Annotated in this window: 17 protein-coding genes; 12 read left to right on the top strand and 5 right to left on the bottom strand. The window is 64.2% G+C overall.

All coding sequences use genetic code 11. The features are described 5' to 3' along the window. Positions 1-74: 74 nt before the first annotated feature. Together ACODTA_RS07905 and ACODTA_RS07900 are read left to right on the top strand one after the other, a co-directional pair. Positions 75-854, top strand: a complete 780-nt coding sequence (locus tag ACODTA_RS07905; RefSeq protein ID WP_489065321.1) for a sulfite exporter TauE/SafE family protein — start codon at positions 75-77, stop codon at positions 852-854. A 17-nt stretch (positions 855-871) separates the two neighbouring features. After that, a complete protein-coding gene (locus tag ACODTA_RS07900) occupies positions 872-1219 on the top strand; it encodes a DUF952 domain-containing protein (protein WP_489065320.1) in 348 nt (115 codons plus the stop codon). Between the two features lie 6 nt (positions 1220-1225). On the opposite strand, the gene ACODTA_RS07895 is transcribed toward ACODTA_RS07900, so the two are convergent. Further along, positions 1226-1645: a hypothetical protein gene (locus ACODTA_RS07895; RefSeq protein WP_489065319.1), complete on the bottom strand. Its 420-nt coding sequence runs from the start codon at positions 1643-1645 to the stop codon at positions 1226-1228. 280 nt (positions 1646-1925) lie between these two features. Between ACODTA_RS07895 and ACODTA_RS07890 the strand changes: the two genes are divergently transcribed. Beyond that, on the top strand, positions 1926-2975 hold the full coding sequence (locus tag ACODTA_RS07890) for an alpha/beta fold hydrolase (protein ID WP_489065318.1): 1050 nt from the start codon (positions 1926-1928) through the stop codon (positions 2973-2975). A gap of 129 nt (positions 2976-3104) precedes the next feature. Here ACODTA_RS07890 and ACODTA_RS07885 read toward each other — a convergent pair whose 3' ends face one another. After that, on the bottom strand, positions 3105-3977 hold the full coding sequence (locus tag ACODTA_RS07885) for an alpha/beta fold hydrolase (protein WP_489065317.1): 873 nt from the start codon (positions 3975-3977) through the stop codon (positions 3105-3107). A gap of 2 nt (positions 3978-3979) precedes the next feature. Beyond that, positions 3980-6286, bottom strand: coding sequence for a TonB-dependent receptor (locus ACODTA_RS07880; RefSeq protein ID WP_489065316.1), 2307 nt, complete (start codon positions 6284-6286; stop codon positions 3980-3982). Between the two features lie 185 nt (positions 6287-6471). Here ACODTA_RS07880 and ACODTA_RS07875 point away from each other — a divergent pair, with 185 nt between their 5' ends. From ACODTA_RS07875 to ACODTA_RS07840, 8 genes are all read left to right on the top strand, one after another. Further along, a complete protein-coding gene (locus tag ACODTA_RS07875) occupies positions 6472-7080 on the top strand; it encodes a TetR/AcrR family transcriptional regulator (protein ID WP_489065315.1) in 609 nt (202 codons plus the stop codon). 33 nt (positions 7081-7113) lie between these two features. Then, positions 7114-8049 (top strand): MerR family transcriptional regulator, encoded by a 936-nt coding sequence (locus ACODTA_RS07870; protein ID WP_489065314.1) that lies wholly within the window; start codon positions 7114-7116, stop codon positions 8047-8049. 152 nt (positions 8050-8201) lie between these two features. Continuing rightward, positions 8202-9281 (top strand): PepSY-associated TM helix domain-containing protein, encoded by a 1080-nt coding sequence (locus tag ACODTA_RS07865; protein ID WP_489065313.1) that lies wholly within the window; start codon positions 8202-8204, stop codon positions 9279-9281. After that, the gene (locus ACODTA_RS07860) at positions 9278-9925 is read left to right on the top strand and encodes an FMN-binding negative transcriptional regulator (protein ID WP_489065312.1); all 648 of its coding nucleotides are present in this window, start codon (positions 9278-9280) and stop codon (positions 9923-9925) included. Before ACODTA_RS07865 ends, ACODTA_RS07860 begins: the two co-directional genes overlap by 4 nt. Positions 9926-9935: 10 nt before the next feature. Next, positions 9936-11459 (top strand): amino acid permease, encoded by a 1524-nt coding sequence (locus ACODTA_RS07855; RefSeq protein WP_489065311.1) that lies wholly within the window; start codon positions 9936-9938, stop codon positions 11457-11459. Positions 11460-11462: 3 nt separating this feature from the next. Continuing rightward, positions 11463-12437 (top strand): alpha/beta hydrolase, encoded by a 975-nt coding sequence (locus ACODTA_RS07850; RefSeq protein WP_489065310.1) that lies wholly within the window; start codon positions 11463-11465, stop codon positions 12435-12437. Positions 12438-12586: 149 nt separating this feature from the next. Continuing rightward, positions 12587-14782, top strand: coding sequence for a TonB-dependent siderophore receptor (locus ACODTA_RS07845; RefSeq protein WP_489065309.1), 2196 nt, complete (start codon positions 12587-12589; stop codon positions 14780-14782). A 68-nt stretch (positions 14783-14850) separates the two neighbouring features. Then, on the top strand, positions 14851-15276 hold the full coding sequence (locus ACODTA_RS07840; protein ID WP_489065308.1) for a hypothetical protein: 426 nt from the start codon (positions 14851-14853) through the stop codon (positions 15274-15276). 11 nt (positions 15277-15287) lie between these two features. Here the strand turns inward: ACODTA_RS07840 and ACODTA_RS07835 are convergent, their stop codons facing one another. Further along, positions 15288-16166: an alpha/beta fold hydrolase gene (locus tag ACODTA_RS07835; protein ID WP_489065307.1), complete on the bottom strand. Its 879-nt coding sequence runs from the start codon at positions 16164-16166 to the stop codon at positions 15288-15290. A gap of 227 nt (positions 16167-16393) precedes the next feature. Here ACODTA_RS07835 and ACODTA_RS07830 point away from each other — a divergent pair, with 227 nt between their 5' ends. Next, the gene (locus tag ACODTA_RS07830) at positions 16394-17101 is read left to right on the top strand and encodes a TorF family putative porin (RefSeq protein WP_489065306.1); all 708 of its coding nucleotides are present in this window, start codon (positions 16394-16396) and stop codon (positions 17099-17101) included. A gap of 70 nt (positions 17102-17171) precedes the next feature. Here the strand turns inward: ACODTA_RS07830 and ACODTA_RS07825 are convergent, their stop codons facing one another. After that, entirely contained in the window at positions 17172-19229 is a 2058-nt protein-coding gene (locus tag ACODTA_RS07825; RefSeq protein ID WP_489065305.1) for a TonB-dependent siderophore receptor, read from the bottom strand. Between the last annotated feature and the right edge of the window lie 196 nt (positions 19230-19425).

Genomic DNA, 19425 nt, shown 5'->3' with positions numbered 1-19425 from the left:
GCGCCCGTGCGGTTCGCGCGGGCGTCGTCGCTGCCGCCATGGCGTGACGTGAACCGGGGGCGGCGGGAGTATCGATGACGGCGATCCACCCGCTTTATTCGCTGGCCGGGCTGTTCGTCGGCATTCTTGTCGGCATGACCGGGGTTGGCGGCGGATCGCTGATGACGCCGATCCTGGTGCTACTCTTCGGTTTCCATCCGGCCGTGGCGGTGGGGACCGATCTTCTTTATGCGGCCGTCACCAAGAGCGTCGGCAGCGCCGTTCATGGCTGGCGCCGTTCGGTCGAATGGCGCATCGTCGGTCGGCTCGCCGCCGGCAGCCTGCCCGCGGCTTGCCTGTCGCTGCTTGTCCTGTCGCATATGGGGCGACCGTCCGCCGCGACGGCGCATCTCATCACAGTCGCATTGGGGTTGGCATTGCTCGCCACCGGGCTTTCACTGGTGTTCCGACGGCAGATCCTCGCCTGGTCGAGCGCGCATCGCGTCGATCGCGGCGAAGTGCGGACGACGACGCTGACCATCTTGCTTGGTGTGGTGATCGGGGTGGCGGTGGCGCTAACATCGGTGGGGGCCGGCGCGATCGGGGCGACGGTGTTGCTCGCGCTCTATCCCCGCCTGTCGATCAGCCGTATCGCCGGCACCGATATCGCGCATGCCGTGCCGCTCGCGCTGGTCAGCGGCATCGGGCATTGGTGGATGGGCAATGTCGATGTTTCGCTACTGGCATCCCTGCTGCTCGGCTCCGTGCCGGGAATCGTGATCGGCAGCCTGGCGGCGTCGCGCGTGGACGAGGGGCGTCTGCGGCTGATCTTGGCGGTGACGTTGATCATCGTTGGCGTGCAACTGATAATCTGATCGAAGGGTTCGACGAGATGACCGATCCGATTGCCTACAAGGTTCTCCGTGCCGGGGAACTTGCCCGGCTGGAGACTGACGGCCGCTTCGAAGGCGCGCCGATCGATGTCGCCGACGGCTATATCCATATGTCGACGGCGGCCCAGCTTGCCGAGACGATCGACAAGCATTTCGCGGGCCAGGATGGCCTCACGATCGCGGCGGTCGATCTTGCCGTGCTCGGCGATGCCGTTCGCTGGGAGCCGTCGCGCGGTGGCCAGCTCTTTCCGCATCTCTATGCGGCGCTGCCGTTGAGCGCGGTGATCGCTTATGGCGCGTTTGAACGCGAGGATGACGGGGCGATCCGTCTGCCCGTCGCCGGCTGATCCGCGTCAGTCGATCAGGCCGCGTGCTTTCAGGAAGGCCAGATAGCGTTCGTCCTCGGTCACGAAGATGTCCGGCCCGGCACTGCGATAGGCGTTCAGCAGCTTTTCGGCCGCATGATCCTCTTCGCCTGTGTCGAACAGGATCTGGCCGAGCCGGAGATTGAGAAAGGACTGTGCCGGGCCGCCCGGGCATCGCATCGCATATTCCAGCGCCTGGCGAGCCTCGACGAACTTGCCGGAAAGGAAACAGGCGTCGGCCAGAGCGCCCATCACCCAGACCGATTCGGCCCAGAGCGTCTGCGGGCTTGGGACGAGCGCCCAGGCACGCCGATAATCGGCGATGGCCTCGTCATAATAGCCGTTCGCGGCAAGCGCATCGCCCTCCGTGCAAAAGTTCCGGATCGCATCGCGAAGGCCAGTCGGCAAAGGTGTGGCACGTGCGGTAATGGTCGTCGCTCCCGATCGAGTGGGCGGCAGTATAGATCAGCGGCGACGGAATTGCATCGGATCCGCGATTGCCCCGTCCGGAGTGGCTTTTCAAATCAGGATAACGAGTTCGGTTGTGAAAGGTCCAAATTCCGCGGAAGTTGACCGTGATATTGGAGATTTGATCCTGATAAGAAAATAATTGCTCGACCGGAAAATTCGTGATTAGCTCCGATTAGATGGAATGCATGCGGCGGGCATGCAGGAAGGGGAGCGGGCAATGGCGGAAATCACCAGGGGGCGGCGGGCCCTGCGCTGGCTGAAGCGGATCGGTATCGGCCTAGGCGGGCTGCTGGTGACGCTGCTGGTCGTCGGCATCGTCTATGAGCAGATCGCGCGGTATCGGGCGACACGCGACTATCCCGCGCGTGGCCAACTGGTCGATATCGGCGGCCGCAAGATGCACATCGATTGCCGCGGCAAGGGCTCTCCCACCGTCATCTTCGAAACCGGGCTCGACAGCGGCGGATCGTTGAGCTGGGATCGGGTTCACGATGTCGTCGCGCAGACGACGCGTGCCTGCGCCTATGATCGTGCCGGCGTGATGTGGAGCGATCCGACACCGGGCAAGCAGGATGGCGAAACGGTGTCCGACGATCTCCACGCCCTGCTGAAGGCGGCAGGCATCACCGGGCCGCTGGTGATGGTCGGCCACTCGCTGGGCGGGCCGTACATCATGAACTATGTCCGCAAATACGGCGATCCGGTGAAGGGCGTGGTGTTCGTCGACACCTCGCATCCCGACCAGGTGAAGCGGATGGCCAATCCCAAGATGGATGCGTCGGGCAGCAACTGGCTGCAGGACCTGGTGATCTCGACCTCATGGACCGGGCTTTTGCGCGCGGTCGCGCCGCCGTCGGATATTCCGGGCATGTCGGAACGGACCAAAGTGGTCAGCGCCGCCTATCAGCCGCAGACGATTGCCGGATCGATGAAGGAAGCGGCTTCGCTCAACGACATCTTCGCGCAGGCGGGCAAGCTGCGCACTCTGGGCCATCGCCCGCTGGTGGTGCTGACCGGCGCCGAACCCTATTCCGACAAGATCCTCGCGGGGACGGGGCTGACGCGTGCCGAGGCCGACAAGATCCAGGCGATCTGGAAGGTGCTGCAGGCGGAGGAAGCAAGCTGGTCGACGCGGTCGCGGCACGAGATCGTGCCGGATTCGGGTCATTTCGTCCAGGATCAGCGGCCGGATTTGGTGATCAAGGCGGTGCGTGAGGTGGTCGATCAGGTGCGCGCCGACGAGGTGAAGGCGGCGTCCGGGAGCTAGGCTCTCGATGACCGAGTTCCCATTCGGACTGAGCCTGTCGAAGTCCTGTTTTTTCTTATGCACTGAGCGCTGAGAAAGGCAGGACTTCGACAGGCTCAGTCCGAACGGTTTGTTTGTGGCGTTGGATAATCAGGGGGCGGTTTCGAGGAAGCGTCCGATCGCCTCACGCGCCACGGGCTCGTCGAGCCAGGGCGCGTGGCCGACGCCGGGCACTTCCGCGAATGCCATATGCGGCGCGGTGCGGCGCATGCGTGCGGCGATCTCGGTGGAAATCAGGTCCGACAAGGCGCCGCGCAGCAACAGCATCGGGCGGCGGCGTGCGATATGGCGGAAAAGCAGCCAGCCAAAGGGTATCCGCCGTGGCGGCGGGCGCTTGCTGAACGGGATCGCGATGTCCGGATCGTAATCGAGCACGGGCTTGCCCGTCTCGTCCTCGATAAAGCTGCGGTCCGCGACCGCACGCCAGTCGACATCGGTGAAATCGGGAAAGGCGGCAGCGCTGGTTCGCTTGAGATAGGCGACGGCATCGTCCCAGTTCTCGATCGTCACCGGCTTGCCGGCATAGCCCGCGATCCGGTCCACGCCCTCCTGCGCGATCTCCGGCCCGACATCGTTGAGGACCATGCCTGCCACCGCGCGCGGGCGGATCATCGCGGCAGTCATCGCGATCAGGCCGCCCATCGACGTACCGACGAACACCGCGCGCGCCATGCCGAGCGCGTCCATCAGCGCGAACATGTCCCGGGCATAGACTGCGGGGCGATAGCGCATCGGATTGGGCGAGCGATCCGATCTGCCCCGTCCGCGCACGTCCACCGCCAGCACGCGGCGCCCCTGTCCGGCGATCCAGGGGGCGAGCTGCGCGAAATCCTTCGAATTGCGCGTCAGCCCGTGGATGCAGATCACCGGCAGGCGGGCGGGGCCGGCGGCGGCGGCGTAGTCGCGAGCGTAGAGCGACAATCCGTCGCCGGACCGCCAGCGCCGCTCGGCGAAGTCCGCCATGTTCAGAACCGATATTCGGCCGAAAGCCGGAAGGTGCGCGGCGGCCCGTAGAAACCGATCACCGACTGGGCGAACTGGTTGGACGGGAAATTATAGCCGCCGGTGCGATAGGCGATGTCGAACAGGTTGCGGCCATGCGCGCCCAGCCGCCAGCGCGTGTCGGGCGAGGTCCAGGTGATGCTGAGATCGGCGAGCGCATAGCCGTCCTGGTCGATCGAGGGGATCGGGATCTCGAACAGGTGCACGTCGCTGCGGAAGGACAATGACGGCACCACCGCCACCCGTCCGCCGGCCAGGTCGGCCTGCCAGTTGAGCGAGACGCTGCCGTTGAATTCGGGCGTGTTCTGGAAACTGCGCTGATCGGCGACATCGACATATTTGCCGGTGACAAGATCATAGACCAGGAACTCGTTGAACTTGGCGTTGGTGTAGCCGAAGCTGAAATTGGCGCTGAGGTTGCGGCTGAGGATCGCCGTCGCCTCGATCTCGGCGCCGTAGATGCGCGAGCTGCCGACATTGTCGACGAAGCTCACCACACCCGGCGGCGGCGTCACCTTGGGCACCTGTGTCGTCACCTGCTGGCCCTGATAATCGGTGTAGAACAACGCCGCGTTGACGCGGAAACGCCCGTCGAGGAAATCGCCCTTCAGCCCGACCTCGTAGGAATCGACGATCTCGGCGTCATAGCCGTTCCTGGTGTCGGGCGTGGCGGTGGCGTCGCCGCGCATGTCGAAGCCGCCCGATTTGAAGCCCCGGCCATAGGCGGCATAGAGGTTGACCGCGTCACTGGCTTCCCAGGTCAGGCTGACGCGCGGCGTGAACTCGCTGAAGGTCCGCTCGTTGGTATAGTCGGTCAGGATCTGCGGGACGTTGAACGGCGCGGGAAGGGCTGGGACATAGGGCTTGATCAGCGGGCTGCCGATCGTCCCGAAATAATTGGCCTTGAAGACCACGCCTTCCTTCTTGTCGCGTGTCCAGCGTGCGCCGGCGGAGATCTTCAGCCGGTCGCTGATGTCGAAATTGAGATCGCCGAAGATCGCGAAGCTCTTGGTGTCCACCGATCCGCTGGTGAGTTGGCTGAGCGCGGTCGCGGCGCTGGGCGTGGGCACGAGCACTGCTTCCGGCACCAGGCCGCGCCCCAGGATCGTGTCGAACGCGCCGCTGGCGCGCGCGTCCAGATAATAGACGCCGATCACGCCCTGCAGCCTATCGGTCTCGATCAGCGCCTGGAATTCCTGGCTGAACTGGCGATCCTTGTAGACGGTGCCGTTGGCGGCCACATCGAGATAAGGCTTGGGCGTGCCGTCGAAATCGATGCCGGTGCCGCCCGAATGACCATCGCGCCAGGCGGTGATCGACTTGAAGGTGATCGCCTTCGAAACCTGCCATTCGCCGGTGAGCGAGATGCCCTGCGTCACCACCTCGTTGGCGTCGCCCAGGCCGGCGAGCGTATCGTAGCGGCCGGGCAGCACGGCGGTGTTGCTGTTGGGTTCGCGCACCTCGCGATGGCCGTGATTAGTGTTGGACTTGTCCTCGGTCCGGTCCGCGGCGAGACGGATGAAGATTGCATCGCTCGGCGTCAGTTCCAGCGAAAGCCGGCCGGAGAGCACATCCTTGTTGTTGGTTTCGGCGCCGGTGAAGCGGTTCTTGCCGAATCCGTCGCGATTGTACCAGGCGACCGCCGCACCCAGCGAAATGCCGTCGGCCAGCGGCACGGCGACCGATCCGATCAGGTTATATTCGCCATAGGTGCCGACCTCGCCACGGATCTTGCCGCTGAATTTGTCGCCCAGCCGCTTCGTCACATATTTGACCGCGCCGCCGATGGTGTTGCGGCCGTAAAGCGTGCCCTGCGGTCCGCGCAGCACCTCGATCCGCTCGATATCGAAAATGTCGAGCACCGCGCCTTGCGGCCGTGCGACATAGACATCGTCGACATACAGGCCGACGCCTGGCTCGAAACCCCAGAGCGGATCCTGCTGGCCGATGCCGCGAATGAAGGCGGTGAGCGTCGAATTGGTGCCGCGCGAGACCTGGAGCGTCAGGTTGGGCGTCGAGCGCTGCAGCGCGGTGATGTCCGGGGCGCCCTGCAGATCGAGCGTGTTGGCGCTGAAGGCGGTGACGGAGATCGGCACGTCCTTCAGGCTTTCCTCGCGCCGCCGGGCGGTGACGACAATGTCCTCAGCCTCGGTGAAGCCGGCGGCATCGCTGGCCTCGGCCTGCGCGAGCGCCGGGGCGGCGCCCAGCCCGCCCCAGATAGCGGTGCCTGCAAGCAACGCGCGCAGCAGCGCCGATCGATCTTGGTTCATCATTCCCCTCCCGGTTCTATCTGATTCGATACCGTATGAGATAGAAATGCGTCTGGTTGTGTATATTGTCAATCATAGTGGAGAAATGTCGATAAATTCATCCTTATACGTATGATATATGCGCGCGAAGATTGACCTTCGCCACCGCCCGTCCTAGGCCATCGCCTTCCAGTCAGGGATCGACCGTGAATCCGCTTCCACCTCTTCCCTTGCAGCCCGACATCCCCGGTGTGCCGGTCAGGTCCAAGCCGGGGCCGAAGCCCAAGCTGAGCGCGGAGCGCTGGTTCATCGCCGCGCTCGAGATCCTGGCGGTGGGCGGGATCGATGCCGTGCGGGTGGAACTGGTCGCCGAGGCATTGGGCGTCACCAAGGGCATGTTCTATACGCGCTTCCAGTCGCGCGACGCCTTTCTGGAGGCGATGATCGATTATTGGCGCCAGCGCACCACCACCGGCCTGGTCGCCGAACTGGGCGCGATGGATGCCAGTCCGCAGGGCCGGCTGGCGCGGCTCTTCACCATCTCGCAGACCGATCGGGCGAGAACGGGCGCTTCGATCGAACTTGCCATGCGCACCTGGGCGCTGACCGATGATCGTGCCGCGCGCGCATTGGCGGAAATCGATCGCCAGCGGCTCGCCTATTTCGAGTCCGTCGCAATCGCCAATGGCGTGCCGGCCGATCAGGCGCCGGCGCGGGCGTTCATGATCTACAGCTATGTGATCTGCGACACGCTGTTGCCCGGTGATCGCGACGCCATGCGCGCGATCTGCCAGGGGTTTCTGTCGGGCGCTTGACCCTCCATCAGGTGGAGACGGTAGCGAATCGCCATGGGAATGAAGCGTTACGGCATCGGCGAATTGGCGCGGCTCACCGGACTGTCGGTCCGGCGCATCCGTTTCTATTCGGACAAGGGCCTGTTGCCGCCGACGACGCGGACGGTCAGCAACTACCGTGTTTACACCGATCTCGATCTCGCACGGCTCGATCTGATCCGCGCGTTGCGCGGCGCGGGTGTCGGGTTGAAGGACATCGGCAAGCTGCTTGCGCGTCAAATGTCGCTAGCGGAGGTCCTGCGCACGCGCCTCGAGATACTCGATGCCGAGATCGTGGCCCGCCGCCGGGTGGCGGCGGTGCTGCGCGCCACGCTTCGTTCCCATGATCCCACGGATGCCGATCTCAGGAGATTATGGATGATGACCACCTTGTCCAATGCGCGGATGGCCGCGCTGGTCGAACAATTTGTCGAGCGGATCTCGGAAGGGGCGGCGATCGACGATGGCTGGCGCGACCGCCTGGTCGATGTCGGTACGCCCGAATTGCCGGACAATCCGACACCCGAACAGATAGAGGCATGGAGCGAGCTCGCCACGATGCTGGCCGATCCCGCGTTCATCGCGGAACTGCGGGCGGAAATGGCGGATATGTGGAGCGGCGATTTCGATCCTGCCGCCTATCGCGCGGCAGCCGAACAGATTCACGGCGCCATCCGCGCGGCGATGGCGGCAGGCATCGATCCCGGATCCGGACAGGGGCGGGAGATTGGGCGGGACTGGCTGAGGCGGTCGGCGGCGGCGATGGCGCGTGTACCGGATGGGGCGTTTCTCGACTGGCATCTTCGCCAATATGACAACCATCATGGCCGCACTGCCCGCTACCGGCAATTGATGGCGACATTGCAGGGGCAAGCGGCGGATGCCCCGGCCACGAACGAATGGACCTGGATGCATCAGGTCTTGCTCGCGCTTCGTTCGGACGATGGTTGATCGACGCGAACGTGCCCTGATGGAATAGCCAATGGCCCAATCGCACCAGCGGGAAGGCTTTTGCTCGCCTATCCTGATGCGATGAAAGGACGATCGACAGGATGCGGCCAGCGCCGCTGGTCGCACTGCCTCATCGCGGCGGAGGCGTCGCGATGAGGGCCGCGCTGGCGCGCTGGCATCGATGGGCGGGGCTGGCGGCCGCGGCGTTCTGGGGCATCCAGGCGCTGACCGGGGTTTTGATCGTCTTCCACTGGGAAATCGAGGACGCGATGATCGCGGGCGCGCATCGCGTGACCGATCTCGATGCGATCGAGCGCCGCGCCGTCGATCTCGCGCCGCCGGGATCGGGCAAGACCATCGGTTCGATCTGGACGACCGGGGGCGCCCCGGATCGCTACGACATTCATATCCGTGCGGATGATCCGGCGCTTGCCCGGAGCGTCCGTATCGATGGCGGCGGCTCTGTCCTGCGCGATAGCGACGTCGATCGCGGCGCCGCGAAGGGGGGCTGGGTGGGCACGCTGGTCACGATCCATCACGATCTGATGGGGGGAGAGACGGGGCGCCGGATCCTCGGCATCAGCGGCCTGCTTCTGCTGACCAATATCCTTGCCGGTGTTGCCGTCGCCTGGCCTAGGCGCGGGCAATGGCTGCGGTCATTGCGACCACCGCGTTCCGGTGCGCCGGCCGTGCGATATTATGGCTGGCATCGCGCGCTTGGATTGTGGGTGGCCTTGCCCGCGACCGCCATGATCGGCGCGGGCGTGTTGCTGAGCTTCGACGGTGCCGTCGATGCGGCGGTAGCGCCGCCGGCGATCGAAGCGCCCGCCGTCAGCCCCGGAGGCGCCGCGACCGTCGGGCTGGCCAGTGCCACCCGGACGGCGCTGACCAGCTTCCCCGAAGCGAGGCTTGCCGCGATCTATCCGCCCGATGGCGATCGGCCGGTCTGGCGCATTCGCGTCACCCAGCCCGATGAGGCCCGCCGCGCCTATGGCGCGACGACCGTGTTCGTCAGCGCGGTCAACGGGCAGGTCGTCGGGCGGTTCGATGCGGTCCAGGCGCCGCCGCGCCGCGCGTTCGTCGACGGGCTGTTTCCGCTTCACACCGGAGAGATGGGCGGGCTGGCGGGCAGGATCGCCGTCGCCGCGATCGGGCTGTGGCTGATCACGATGGTCGTTGTCGGGCTGGCGCTTTGGGTGACGCGCCGTCGTATGCGCAGGGGGAAGGCATGAGTTGTTTCGTTCCACGGGATCCGGCCGATGTGCACGCCCTGATTTCGGCATATCCGCTCGGCTGGATCGTCTCGAACGGAGCGGGCGGCTTCGCCGCGACGCCGCTGCCGCTGCTGGCCGAGCTTGATGAGGACGGATGCGTCCTCGCGCTGTTCGGGCATTTCGCGCGCGCCAACCGCCATGTCGACGCACTGGTTGCGGATCCGCGTGCGATCATCCTGATCCAGGGGCCGCAGGGCTATATTTCGCCACGCCTCGTCTCCAATCCCTCATGGGGGCCCACCTGGAATTATGCGGTGGCGAAGTTCGAGGTGGAGATCGCGTTCGTCCCCGACGAGACGCGTGACGCGGTGATGCGCCTGGCCGCCGCGCTCGAAGGCACCGCGCCCGGCGCATGGACCATCGATCGCATGGGCGCGCGCGTCGAGCAGCTTCTGCCCCACATCATCGCCTTTCGCGCGCATGTGATCGCGGCGGATGCCCGTTTCAAGCTGGGTCAGGACGAAGCCTCGGGCACCTTCGACGAGATCGTCGCGGGGTTGACCGATCCGGCCCTCGTGGAGGCGATGCGCCAAGCCGTCGGCAAGCCGGCCGAACCCGCCGAAGCGCCCGCCGACACCGCCGGTCAGCCGGTCCGAGTCTGAGGGGGGATCGATGACTCGCGCGCGCAATCGCTACCTTATCCGCAAACCGCTCGCCGATGTCCGCGAAGACAGCGAGCATCACGGCCTGCGGCGCGTGCTCGGCCCGGTACATCTGGTGTTGATCGGCATCGGCTGCATCATCGGCGCGGGCGTCTATGTGATGACGGGCACGGCTGCGGCCAATTATGCCGGGCCGGCGGTGATGCTCTCGTTCGTGATCGCGGGTTTCGCCTGCGCCTTCACCGGGCTTTGCTATGCCGAATTGTCGTCGACGCTGCCGGTTTCGGGTGCGTCCTATAGCTATGCCTATGCCGCGCTGGGCGAGGCGTTCGCCTGGGGGCTGGGCTGGATGCTCATGCTCGAACTCGGGCTTGCCGGATCGGCGCTGGCGGTCGGGGTCTCGGGCTATCTGGTCAGTCTGCTCGGCGATTTCGGCGTGCATGTGCCCGCGATGATCGCGACGCCGTTCATGCGGCCGGAAGCGGGCGAGGCGGGCACGCATTTCGTCACCGGCGGCGGCGTCAACCTGGTCGCGACGGGCGCGCTCGCTTTCTTCGCGCTGATCCTGGTGCGTGGCGTCTCGCAATCGGCGGCGATCAACGCGGTCATGGTGACGGTGAAGGTGGGCGTGCTGATCGCCTTCATCGCTTTTGGCGCGCCGCATGTCGATCCGGCCAACTGGCGGCCTTTCATTCCGGAGAACCAGGGCGGTTTTACCTATGGCTGGCAGGGCGTGCTGCGCGGCGCATCGATCCTGTTCTTCGCCTATCTGGGGTTCGAGGCGGTGGCGACCGCCGCGCTTGAGGCGCGCAAGCCGCAGCGCGATATCCCGATCGGCATATTGGGCGCGCTCACGATCGCCACTCTGATCTATATGGCGGTGGCGGCGGTGCTGACCGGGCTCGTTTCCTATCGCCTGCTCAACGTGCCCGATCCGGTGGCGGTCGCGGTGGAGGCGATCGGCCTGCCGACGCTTACACTGGTGATCAAGGTCGGCGCGCTGACCGGCCTCTGTTCGGTGCTGATGGTCAACACCTATGCGCATTCGCGGATATGCTACGCCATGTCGCGCGACGGCTTGTTGCCGCCCTTGTTCAGCCGCGTCCATGCCCGTTTCCAGACGCCGCACCACGGCACCTGGTTCGTCGCGCTGACGGCGGGCATCGCCGCCGCTTTCCTGCCGATCTCGATGCTCGGCGATCTCGTCAGCATCGGCACCGGCTTCGTCTTCGCGACGGTTGCGATCAGCGTCATGTGGCTGCGGACCACGCAGCCGGATCTGCCGCGTCCGTTTCGCGTGCCGTTCGGCGGCGTGCGGATCGGTGGCGTCTGGCTGGGCGTCGTGCCCGTGCTCGCGCTGCTCTTCTGCGTTCTGATGATCGGTCCGGTCATCCTCGACATCATCCACAAGGCCAGTGTCGGTGAGTGGGTGCCCGCCATCATATTGGGAGTGTATCTGTGCTTCGGTCTTGCCTTCTACCTGCTCTACGGCGTTCGCAATTCCCGTCTCGGTCGCGCCTTCGCCGAGGGCTGATCGATGCATGACGGTTCACAGATTATCGACGATCTCGACCCTGACATCCGACGTTTCCAGCGCGACGTGGCCGCCGCCTATGGCCGCTATCCCGATTTCGACAGGCTGCCGCTCGCCGAGCGGCGGCGCATCGCGGAGGATGTGCGTGCGCCCTGGGCGGCGGGCGGGCCGGTCATGGCCTCGACCGAGGAGCGTCGGGTTGGGCCGCATGGCGTGCGTATCCGTATCCACCGGCCGAAAGACCGGGGCGACATGCCGATACTGGTCTATATCCATGGCGGTGGCTGGACGATGTTCAGCCTCGACACTCATGATCGGCTGATGCGTGAATATGCAGCACGCGCGGGGGTCGCCGTGGTTGGGGTCGATTACAGCCTGTCGCCCGAAGCGAAGTTCCCGGTCGCGCTGGACGAGATCGTCTCGGCGATCCGCTGGCTTCGCGCCGAGGGTGCGGCGCTGGGCCTGGATGCGTCGCGCATCGCCATCGCGGGGGATTCGGTGGGCGGCAATATGACGATCACCGCAAATCTCCGGCTGCGCGCGGCGGGCGAGCCCGTCCTGGCCGCGATGCTGGTCAATTACGGTGCCCTCGACAGCCGGCCGGTCCATCCGAGCTATCGTCGCTACGACGGCCCGGATTACAACCTCACCACCGCCGAGATGGCGGTCTTCTGGGCCAATTATGCGCGCGATGCCGGGGATCTCGACGATCCCTTCGCCTGCCCGATGCGCGCCGATCCGGCGGGGTTGCCGCCCGCCTTCATCGCGATCGCGGAATGCGACGTGCTGGCGGACGAGAACCGCATCATGGCCGCGCGCCTGTCGGAAGCCGGTTCGGCAGTGACGCTGCGCATCTATCCCGGCGCCACGCACAGTTTCCTCGAAGCCGTCTCGATCGCGCCGCTTGCCGATCGGGCGCTGGCCGAGGCTTCGGCCTGGCTTGCCGACACGCTGGGAATGGCGGTCAACGGCCGCTGAAAATCGCTTATTGCGAAAGATTCTTAAACGTGGCCTGATCGCTATAGCATTCGACCTGTGATTCAGCGCGGCCCCCGCGCGGTAGGCGTAATCTTTCCGTCATAATCTGGAGAGGTCTCCTAACAACATATCGTCAAAAGGGGGTAGGCATGGCTTTTAATTATCGGGCATCGCGGCTGACGCTATTGGGCGGCGTCGCTTTCGCGGGTTTCATCTGGACGCCGGCGATGGCGCAGGACGCTGCGGCCCGCCAAAGCGGAGCGACGGTGGAGACGACGCGCACCACCGTCGATGGCGAGGACGTCATCGTCGTCACCGCGCGCAATTACGTGCCGGAGGGCAGCGCGACCGCGAACAAGACCGACATACCGCTCATCGAGACGCCGCAGTCGATCTCGGTCGTCAGCCGCGACCAGATCGATCTGCTCAACTTCATCGATGCGCAGCAGGCGGTGCGCTACACCTCGGGCGTGTTCGGCGAAAACTACGGGCCTGATCTCCGCTTCGATTTCTTCACCGTCAGGGGTTTCACGCCCAAGCAATATATCGACGGGCTGGCCGCGCCGATCTCGACCTCGATCTTCTCGGTCGGCGTCGATCTCTACGCTTTCGAATCCTTCGATCTTCTGAAAGGGCCGGCGTCGGTGCTTTATGGCAACGCACCTCCAGGCGGCATCTACAACCAGACTTCGCGGCGGGCTTCGAGCAATTTCGGCGGAGAGATCAGCCTGAAATATGGCGAGGACGATTACAAGCAACTCGCCACGACCGTCACCGGAGCGGTGTCGGACTCGCTCGATGCTCGCTTCACGCTGCTTTATCGCGATCGCGATTCCGAACGTGACTTCGTCTCGGCCCAGCGCCTGACCGCGGCGCCGACGGTCACCTGGCATCTGGGCGATCGCACCAAGCTGACCGGGCTTGCCTATTATCAATATGACAAGGTGAAGGGCGATACCAACGGCTTCCTGCCGGTTTACGGCACCTTGCTGTCCAACCCGCTTGGCAAGGTCAAGCGCAGCACCAATCTCGGCGATCCCGCGAATGTCTATGAGCGCCGCCAATACGCATTGGGCTGGGATTTCTCGCACGCGTTTTCCGATGCGGTCGCGTTCAAGTCGAATACCAAGTGGAGCGCGTATGACGAGGATACGCCGACGGGCATCTATGGTGGCGGTGGCCTGATCAACACCACCAACGCCGCGCTGCCCAGCTATTACCGCACCGTTCAGCAATATAACTTCAGCTACAAGGAGCATGTATCGAGCTTCGCGACCGACAATCGGATCGATGCGAAGTTCGATACGGGAAGCATCTCGCACAAGATGTTGATCGGCGTCGACTATCGCAACGTCTACAACAAGGCCGATTTCGGTTTCATCTTCGCCAATACCATCGATCTGTTCAATCCGGTCCACGCGCCGCAGACGACCTATGAACCGGGCTATCCATCCGCGTTCAACAATCAGCGGCTGAAGCAGACCGGCATCTACGGCCAGGATCAGCTTCGCTTCGGCGATCTCTATGTTACGCTGGGTGGACGCTATGATTGGGTGAAGATCGCCAATCTGGCCATCAGCCAGTCGACCAAGCAGGACAAGTTCACCTGGCGGGTCGGCGCGAACTATGTCACCGAAAGCGGCTTCGCGCCCTATATCAGCTATGCGACCTCGTTCGAGCCGGTGCTCGGCATCGACAGCGTGACCAACCAGGAATTCAAGCCGAGCAGCGGCAAGCAGATCGAGGGCGGCATCAAATATGATGCGCGGGGGCTTGGGGACGGCATCAAGCTGTTCGTCACCGCCGCCATGTTCGACATCAAGCAGAAGAATGTGGTGAGCACGCAGCCCTCGATCACGCCGGTGTTCGGCACGCAAAGCGGTGAGGTGGAAGTATGGGGCGGGGAGATCGAACTGGTCGCGCGTATCCGCGATCAGATTTCGATCAACGGATCGTACAGCTACAACAATAGCGAAGTGAAGAAGGCGAATTTCGCTGGGGAGGTCGGCTCGCCGCTGCCGACAACGCCCAAGCACAAGCTGTCATTGTTCGTCGATTATACGATCCAGCAGGGCGGGCTTGGTGGCCTGGGCTTCGGCCTGGGTGGCCGCTACACCAGCAAGAGCGCGGGCAGCCTGCCGGGCGCGTTCAACCCGGTGGTCTATTACGGGGAGCGCGCAACCCTGTTCGACGCGATCATCCATTACGACACGCCCGACTGGCGCTTCGCGATCAACGGATCGAATATCCTCGATAAACGCTATGTGGCGCGCTGCTCGGGGCCGGCCGGCTGCAACTTCGGCGCCGGACGACAGGTGATCGGCACGGTGACGCGCAAGTTCTGACCGACGACCTGCGCCGGCGCCCTTTGAACGGGCTCCGGCGCGCCGTCCGCGAAAGGGATAGACCAATCATGCGCCTCGCCGCATTTCCGGCGCTTGCCGCCCTCATGCTCGCCGTACCCGCGATGTCGCAACCCGCTGCCCCGCCTCGGGAGTTCCCGAAAAGTCTGGTGGAGATTTATCGGATCGCTCCGGGCCAGCAGGCGGCGTTCCTGGAATTCATCGCGCGCACGGACGCGGTGAATGTCGAAGCCGGGCTGCCGCCGCGGCAACTCTATGTGCACAGCGATGGCGAAAGCTGGGATTTCATGCTGATCCAGCCTGCGGAAACGCCGAAGGACAAGGCGGCGGCGCTCGACAAGGCATGGGAGAAGAGCGGCCTGCCATCCGGCGCGGACTTCTTCTTCGAGATTCGCAAATTCATCGCGGATCATAGCGACACCTTCACGAAAGGGCCGACGACGGCCGCCGATTACCTTGCCTCACGCAAGCGCTGATATCGCGGATATCATCGACCGCCGCGATCGGCCGGTCGCTGTCTGTTAGGGCACGGTATCGGTTTGCGGGTGGGCGTTTCAGCCACCGCTCGCAACGTTTCCGCGATGGCCGTGGCGACGAGTTCGGGTTCGTCGTCGGGGATCATATGGCCGCTCTTCGCGGCATAGATCAGTTTCGCGTTCGTTCGTTCCGCCAGGCTCAGATGCCCGTCCCGCCAGCGGATCAATGCCGGATCGTTGGTCACGCGATCCGGCGCGCCCTGCGTCAGCACGGTGACGGGTATCCCACATGGGGCGGGATATTTCATCATCGTCGTCATCGTCCTGACATAGGCTTCCGCCAGCGGGACGTCGTTGAAGCGGTTGGTGCCGCCGCGCACCGCCGCCAGGATCGAGGTGCGGAAACGCTCGGCTCCGCCGATCCCGTCCAGCCCCGTCACCGTATTGGGATCGACATAGACGAGCGCCGCCACGTCCTTTGGATAGCGCCGGGCATAGAGCTGGATCAGGAAGCCGCCATAGCTGTGCCCGGCAAGCACGAGATCGCGGCGGAGGCCCAGCCGGCGGAGCGCGCGGCGCAGGCGCGCCACTTCGTTCCTGATGTCATAGGTCTTGCCCAGCGGCTGGCTGCGGCCCATGCCGGCGCGATCATAGGTGATGATGGTGCTGTCGGTTCGGGGCAGCAGCCGGCTGATGACCGGCATCCATTCGCGCGAATCCAGCGTGGCGCCTGCTTCCAGCACGACGATCGGCGCATCGGCGCGTCCACGCCGCACTTCCAGATGCAAGGCCCGGCCATCGAGCATGATGTCGTGCAGTTCGGGCGTGGCGCGTTCCTGCTGGGCATTCGCGGGTGCGCAAGCCAGCAGCGCCGTGGCGATCGAAATCATGACCATGCGCAGACACGTCATTCAACACCTCGCCATCCTGAACTCATGGCCGAACATAGCGGATCTTGCGGGATCGGCTTGATCGAACCGTGGCCCGGCTTGACGTGCAGGGCCGGATGCGAAGCCTGTCGTGAACGAAGCGCTCAAGGCAATTCCCGATGCGAGAAGCGGTGTGGCGCATCCTAAGCGAATCTTGGTTCTCCAAGTGACAGAAGGAGGATCTGGAAATGGGGAGGGGTTTTTTGCCGGCGGCGGTGCTGCTGGCGTGGGGATTGGCGGAACCGGCATATGCTGCGGAATCGGAAACGGCCGCGAGCATCACCTTGGTCAGTGATCGGGTCTGGCGCGGTCTTTCGCAGACCGCCGGGGATCCGTCGATCATCGGCGAGGCTAAATGGAATCATGAAGATGGACCGTTCGTCGGCGTGCTGGCGGCCAATTATCGTTCGGATCAGACGCACGAGACCGGTATCGCGCTGACCCCCTTTTTTGGTGTCAATCGGACATTCGGGGGCGTGAACATCGATGCGGGATATCTGTACCGTGCATCGCCAGGCGCGAAGGACAGGGATTTCGGCGAACTGACGGTCTCGGCCGGAGCCAGCATCGGCAAGCTGACGGCAAGAGCCGGCATATTCCATTCCTGGCATCACTATCTGCCGGGCCAGAACAGCTATTTCTACCTCGATACGCGCCTGCCTCTGGGTGAAGTGCGCGGCGTGCCATTGTCGCTTTCCGGACATCTCGGCGCTTTCGACGCGCGTGGTACGGCGGATGATTATCAGGACTGGAAGCTGGGCCTGTCGGCGAAGCTGCGCCGGATCAGCCTGGCGGCGAACCTGTCCGACGCGAATGTCGATGCAGGCCGGTCGCGGCTGGAAGGTGCTCGTCATGGCGGAACCCGTTTCGCGGTTTCGGCCTTCATCCTGTTCTGAAAACGGAAAGGGGCGCAGTGATCGGGTGATCGCTGCGCCCCTTGTCGCGGCCCAAAGCCGTCGGGGTTGATCAGAATTTCCAGCCGAATGTCGCGCGCCAGATGCGCGGTTCGCCGCCGACCACGAACAGATCGCCGAACGCGCCCGAGATATATTTCTTGTTGAAGATGTTGTTGATGTTGAACTGCGCCGAGAACGGCCCGGAATTATAGGCGATATTGCCGTTCACCAGGGCATAGGAGGGGATTTTGTAGGTGTTCGGCAGCGAAGCCTGCTGCTTCGAATATGCGCTGCCGCCCAGGCTGACGCTCAATCCCTTCAACTGTCCGTCGGTCACGGCATAACGCGCCCACAGGCTGCCCTGATGACGAGGCACGCCGATCACGGTCTCTCCGGCGGGTACGGCATTGTCCGCGACGACTGTGGCATGGGTATAGGCATAGCTGGCGATGAGCTGGAGGCCCGTCATGACTTCGAACTGGCCGTCGAGCTCGAAGCCCTTGCTGCGCTGCTTTCCCGTCACGGCATAGACGCCCGGCATGTTCGGAATGGGCGTCGCGACATTGGAGCGGGTGATCTGGTAGATGGCGGCGGTGCCGCTCATCCGGCCTCCGGGTGCCGCGAACTTGATCCCGGCTTCATAGGCCTCGCCATTCTCCGGGACCACCGGATCGCCGGCGAGATCATAATAGCCCGGCTGCGGCAGGAAGGAGCGTGCGAAGCTCAGATAGGCGGAGGCCCCGGGAAGGAATTCATAGGTCAGGCCGGCACGCGGCGACAGCTTGTCATAGTCGGCGTCGTTGATCTTCACCGTGTCGTAGCGCGCGCCGAGCGTGAGATTGAGCTTGGGCGCCAGGGTGATGGTGTCCTGCAGATAGAAACCGAACGCCTCGGACTCGGTATAGGCGCTGGAATAGCTGCGCGGTTGCGCGATGAAGACATTGTAGTCCGGATTGTAGACGTTGAAAGTGAACAGTGGTGCGAAGCCGAGCGCGAGGCGTGACGGCAATTCGCGGCGCTGGAATTCCATGCCGATCGTCGCGCGATGGCGCAGCGGGCCGGTCGCCATGTCGATCTGGAAGCCGTTGTCGATCGAATAGATCCGCCGCTTCTCGAAAGAGTCGTTGCCATATTGCGTTTGCAGGCCGGTCGCAGGGTCAAAGGCGAGCGGCTGGTAGAGATTGAGATAGGCGAGGTCGAGATAGGAGTAGCGCGCATTGTTGTAGTAGGAGAGCGCGTCGCTGAAGCTGTGCTTGAATTCGAAGCCGGCGGTGATGAAGGTCTGCTCGATCTTACCCTTGTTGTCCGGATCCCCGATATAGACCGACCGGTCATAGAAGCCGAGCGGCCCCGCATAGACGAGGCCCGCCGCCGGCTGATCCGGAATGAGCTCACTCCAGTCGCGCGACAGCGATGCCAGGAAGGTCAGTTTGGTCGACGGGCCGATGTCCCAGGTGAGCGAGGGCGCCACATACAGCCGCCGCGTCGCCGGATGGAAATCGATGAAGCTGCGGTCGTTCCGGTAATTGGTGACGATCCGCCCATAGAGATTGCCGCCCTGGTTGAGGGGGCCGGAGACGTCGACCATCGTGGAATAGGAGGTGTAGCTGCCGTAGCTGCCGGTGACCTCGACATGTGCGTCACGCGTCGGGCGCTTGCTGACGAGGTTGACGAGGCCGCCCGGTGAACCCTGGCCGAAGAGTACGGAGGAGGGGCCCTTGATCACCTCCACCTGCTCCAGTCCCGCGAGCTCGACATTGATCGCGACGCCACGCGGCAGTCCGTCCACATAGGTGTAGCTGCTCGCGTCGAAGCCGCGGATGCGGAAGAAGTCGTATGAGCGCGCATAGCTGCCGGTCATCACGCCGGCCACGTTCTGCAGCGCATTCTCCAGCAGATTGGCGCCCTGGTCGCGCAGCAGCTTGGCCGACAATATCTGGATGTTCTGCGGCGTTTCCAGCAGCGAAACCTCCGTCTTGTTGCCTGGCGTCTGGCGCGAACCCGTCACGATGATGTCTTCGGCGGCGGGCGCCCGGTCGCGCGATGTATCGTCCTGCGCCATCACGGGCGGCGAAGCGCCGGCGGCAAGCATTGCGGCCATCGCGGTGACCGAAGAACGAACAACCATCTTTCTACTCCCCCTGAAAAGGTGTGGCCGCCCGTTTCCCGGCTTCATTGAGTTGAGTCGGGTTGGGCGATGGTTGAAGATTGGGCGTCCGTTTCGTAGCCGGCTTTGCGAAAGCGTGCAGGCGATTTGCGGCATCGCGCGGCGGTGCGGTCCCAGCATAGCCGTCGACCCGATTGGTGAAGGATGTCGCCGTGAT

The sequence above is a fragment of the Sphingomonas sp. FG14 genome, from assembly GCF_057809675.1.
The sequence above is the reverse complement of the archived record's forward strand: the minus strand, read 5'-3'. Positions and strand labels throughout refer to the sequence as shown.

What these genes read in the sequence shown, in the direction of transcription:
- ACODTA_RS07830 (WP_489065306.1), top strand. Translation starts at nt 16,394, where the DNA reads ATGGGGAGGGGTTTTTTGCCGGCGGCGGTGCTGCTGGCGTGGGGATTG.
- ACODTA_RS07835 (WP_489065307.1), bottom strand. Translation starts at nt 16,166, where the DNA reads ATGATTTCGATCGCCACGGCGCTGCTGGCTTGCGCACCCGCGAATGCC.
- ACODTA_RS07900 (WP_489065320.1), top strand. Translation starts at nt 872, where the DNA reads ATGACCGATCCGATTGCCTACAAGGTTCTCCGTGCCGGGGAACTTGCC.
- ACODTA_RS07865 (WP_489065313.1), top strand. Translation starts at nt 8,202, where the DNA reads ATGAGGGCCGCGCTGGCGCGCTGGCATCGATGGGCGGGGCTGGCGGCC.
- ACODTA_RS07850 (WP_489065310.1), top strand. Translation starts at nt 11,463, where the DNA reads ATGCATGACGGTTCACAGATTATCGACGATCTCGACCCTGACATCCGA.
- ACODTA_RS07825 (WP_489065305.1), bottom strand. Translation starts at nt 19,229, where the DNA reads ATGGTTGTTCGTTCTTCGGTCACCGCGATGGCCGCAATGCTTGCCGCC.
- ACODTA_RS07890 (WP_489065318.1), top strand. Translation starts at nt 1,926, where the DNA reads ATGGCGGAAATCACCAGGGGGCGGCGGGCCCTGCGCTGGCTGAAGCGG.
- ACODTA_RS07840 (WP_489065308.1), top strand. Translation starts at nt 14,851, where the DNA reads ATGCGCCTCGCCGCATTTCCGGCGCTTGCCGCCCTCATGCTCGCCGTA.
- ACODTA_RS07870 (WP_489065314.1), top strand. Translation starts at nt 7,114, where the DNA reads ATGGGAATGAAGCGTTACGGCATCGGCGAATTGGCGCGGCTCACCGGA.
- ACODTA_RS07860 (WP_489065312.1), top strand. Translation starts at nt 9,278, where the DNA reads ATGAGTTGTTTCGTTCCACGGGATCCGGCCGATGTGCACGCCCTGATT.
- ACODTA_RS07885 (WP_489065317.1), bottom strand. Translation starts at nt 3,977, where the DNA reads ATGGCGGACTTCGCCGAGCGGCGCTGGCGGTCCGGCGACGGATTGTCG.
- ACODTA_RS07845 (WP_489065309.1), top strand. Translation starts at nt 12,587, where the DNA reads ATGGCTTTTAATTATCGGGCATCGCGGCTGACGCTATTGGGCGGCGTC.
- ACODTA_RS07880 (WP_489065316.1), bottom strand. Translation starts at nt 6,286, where the DNA reads ATGAACCAAGATCGATCGGCGCTGCTGCGCGCGTTGCTTGCAGGCACC.
- ACODTA_RS07855 (WP_489065311.1), top strand. Translation starts at nt 9,936, where the DNA reads ATGACTCGCGCGCGCAATCGCTACCTTATCCGCAAACCGCTCGCCGAT.
- ACODTA_RS07905 (WP_489065321.1), top strand. Translation starts at nt 75, where the DNA reads ATGACGGCGATCCACCCGCTTTATTCGCTGGCCGGGCTGTTCGTCGGC.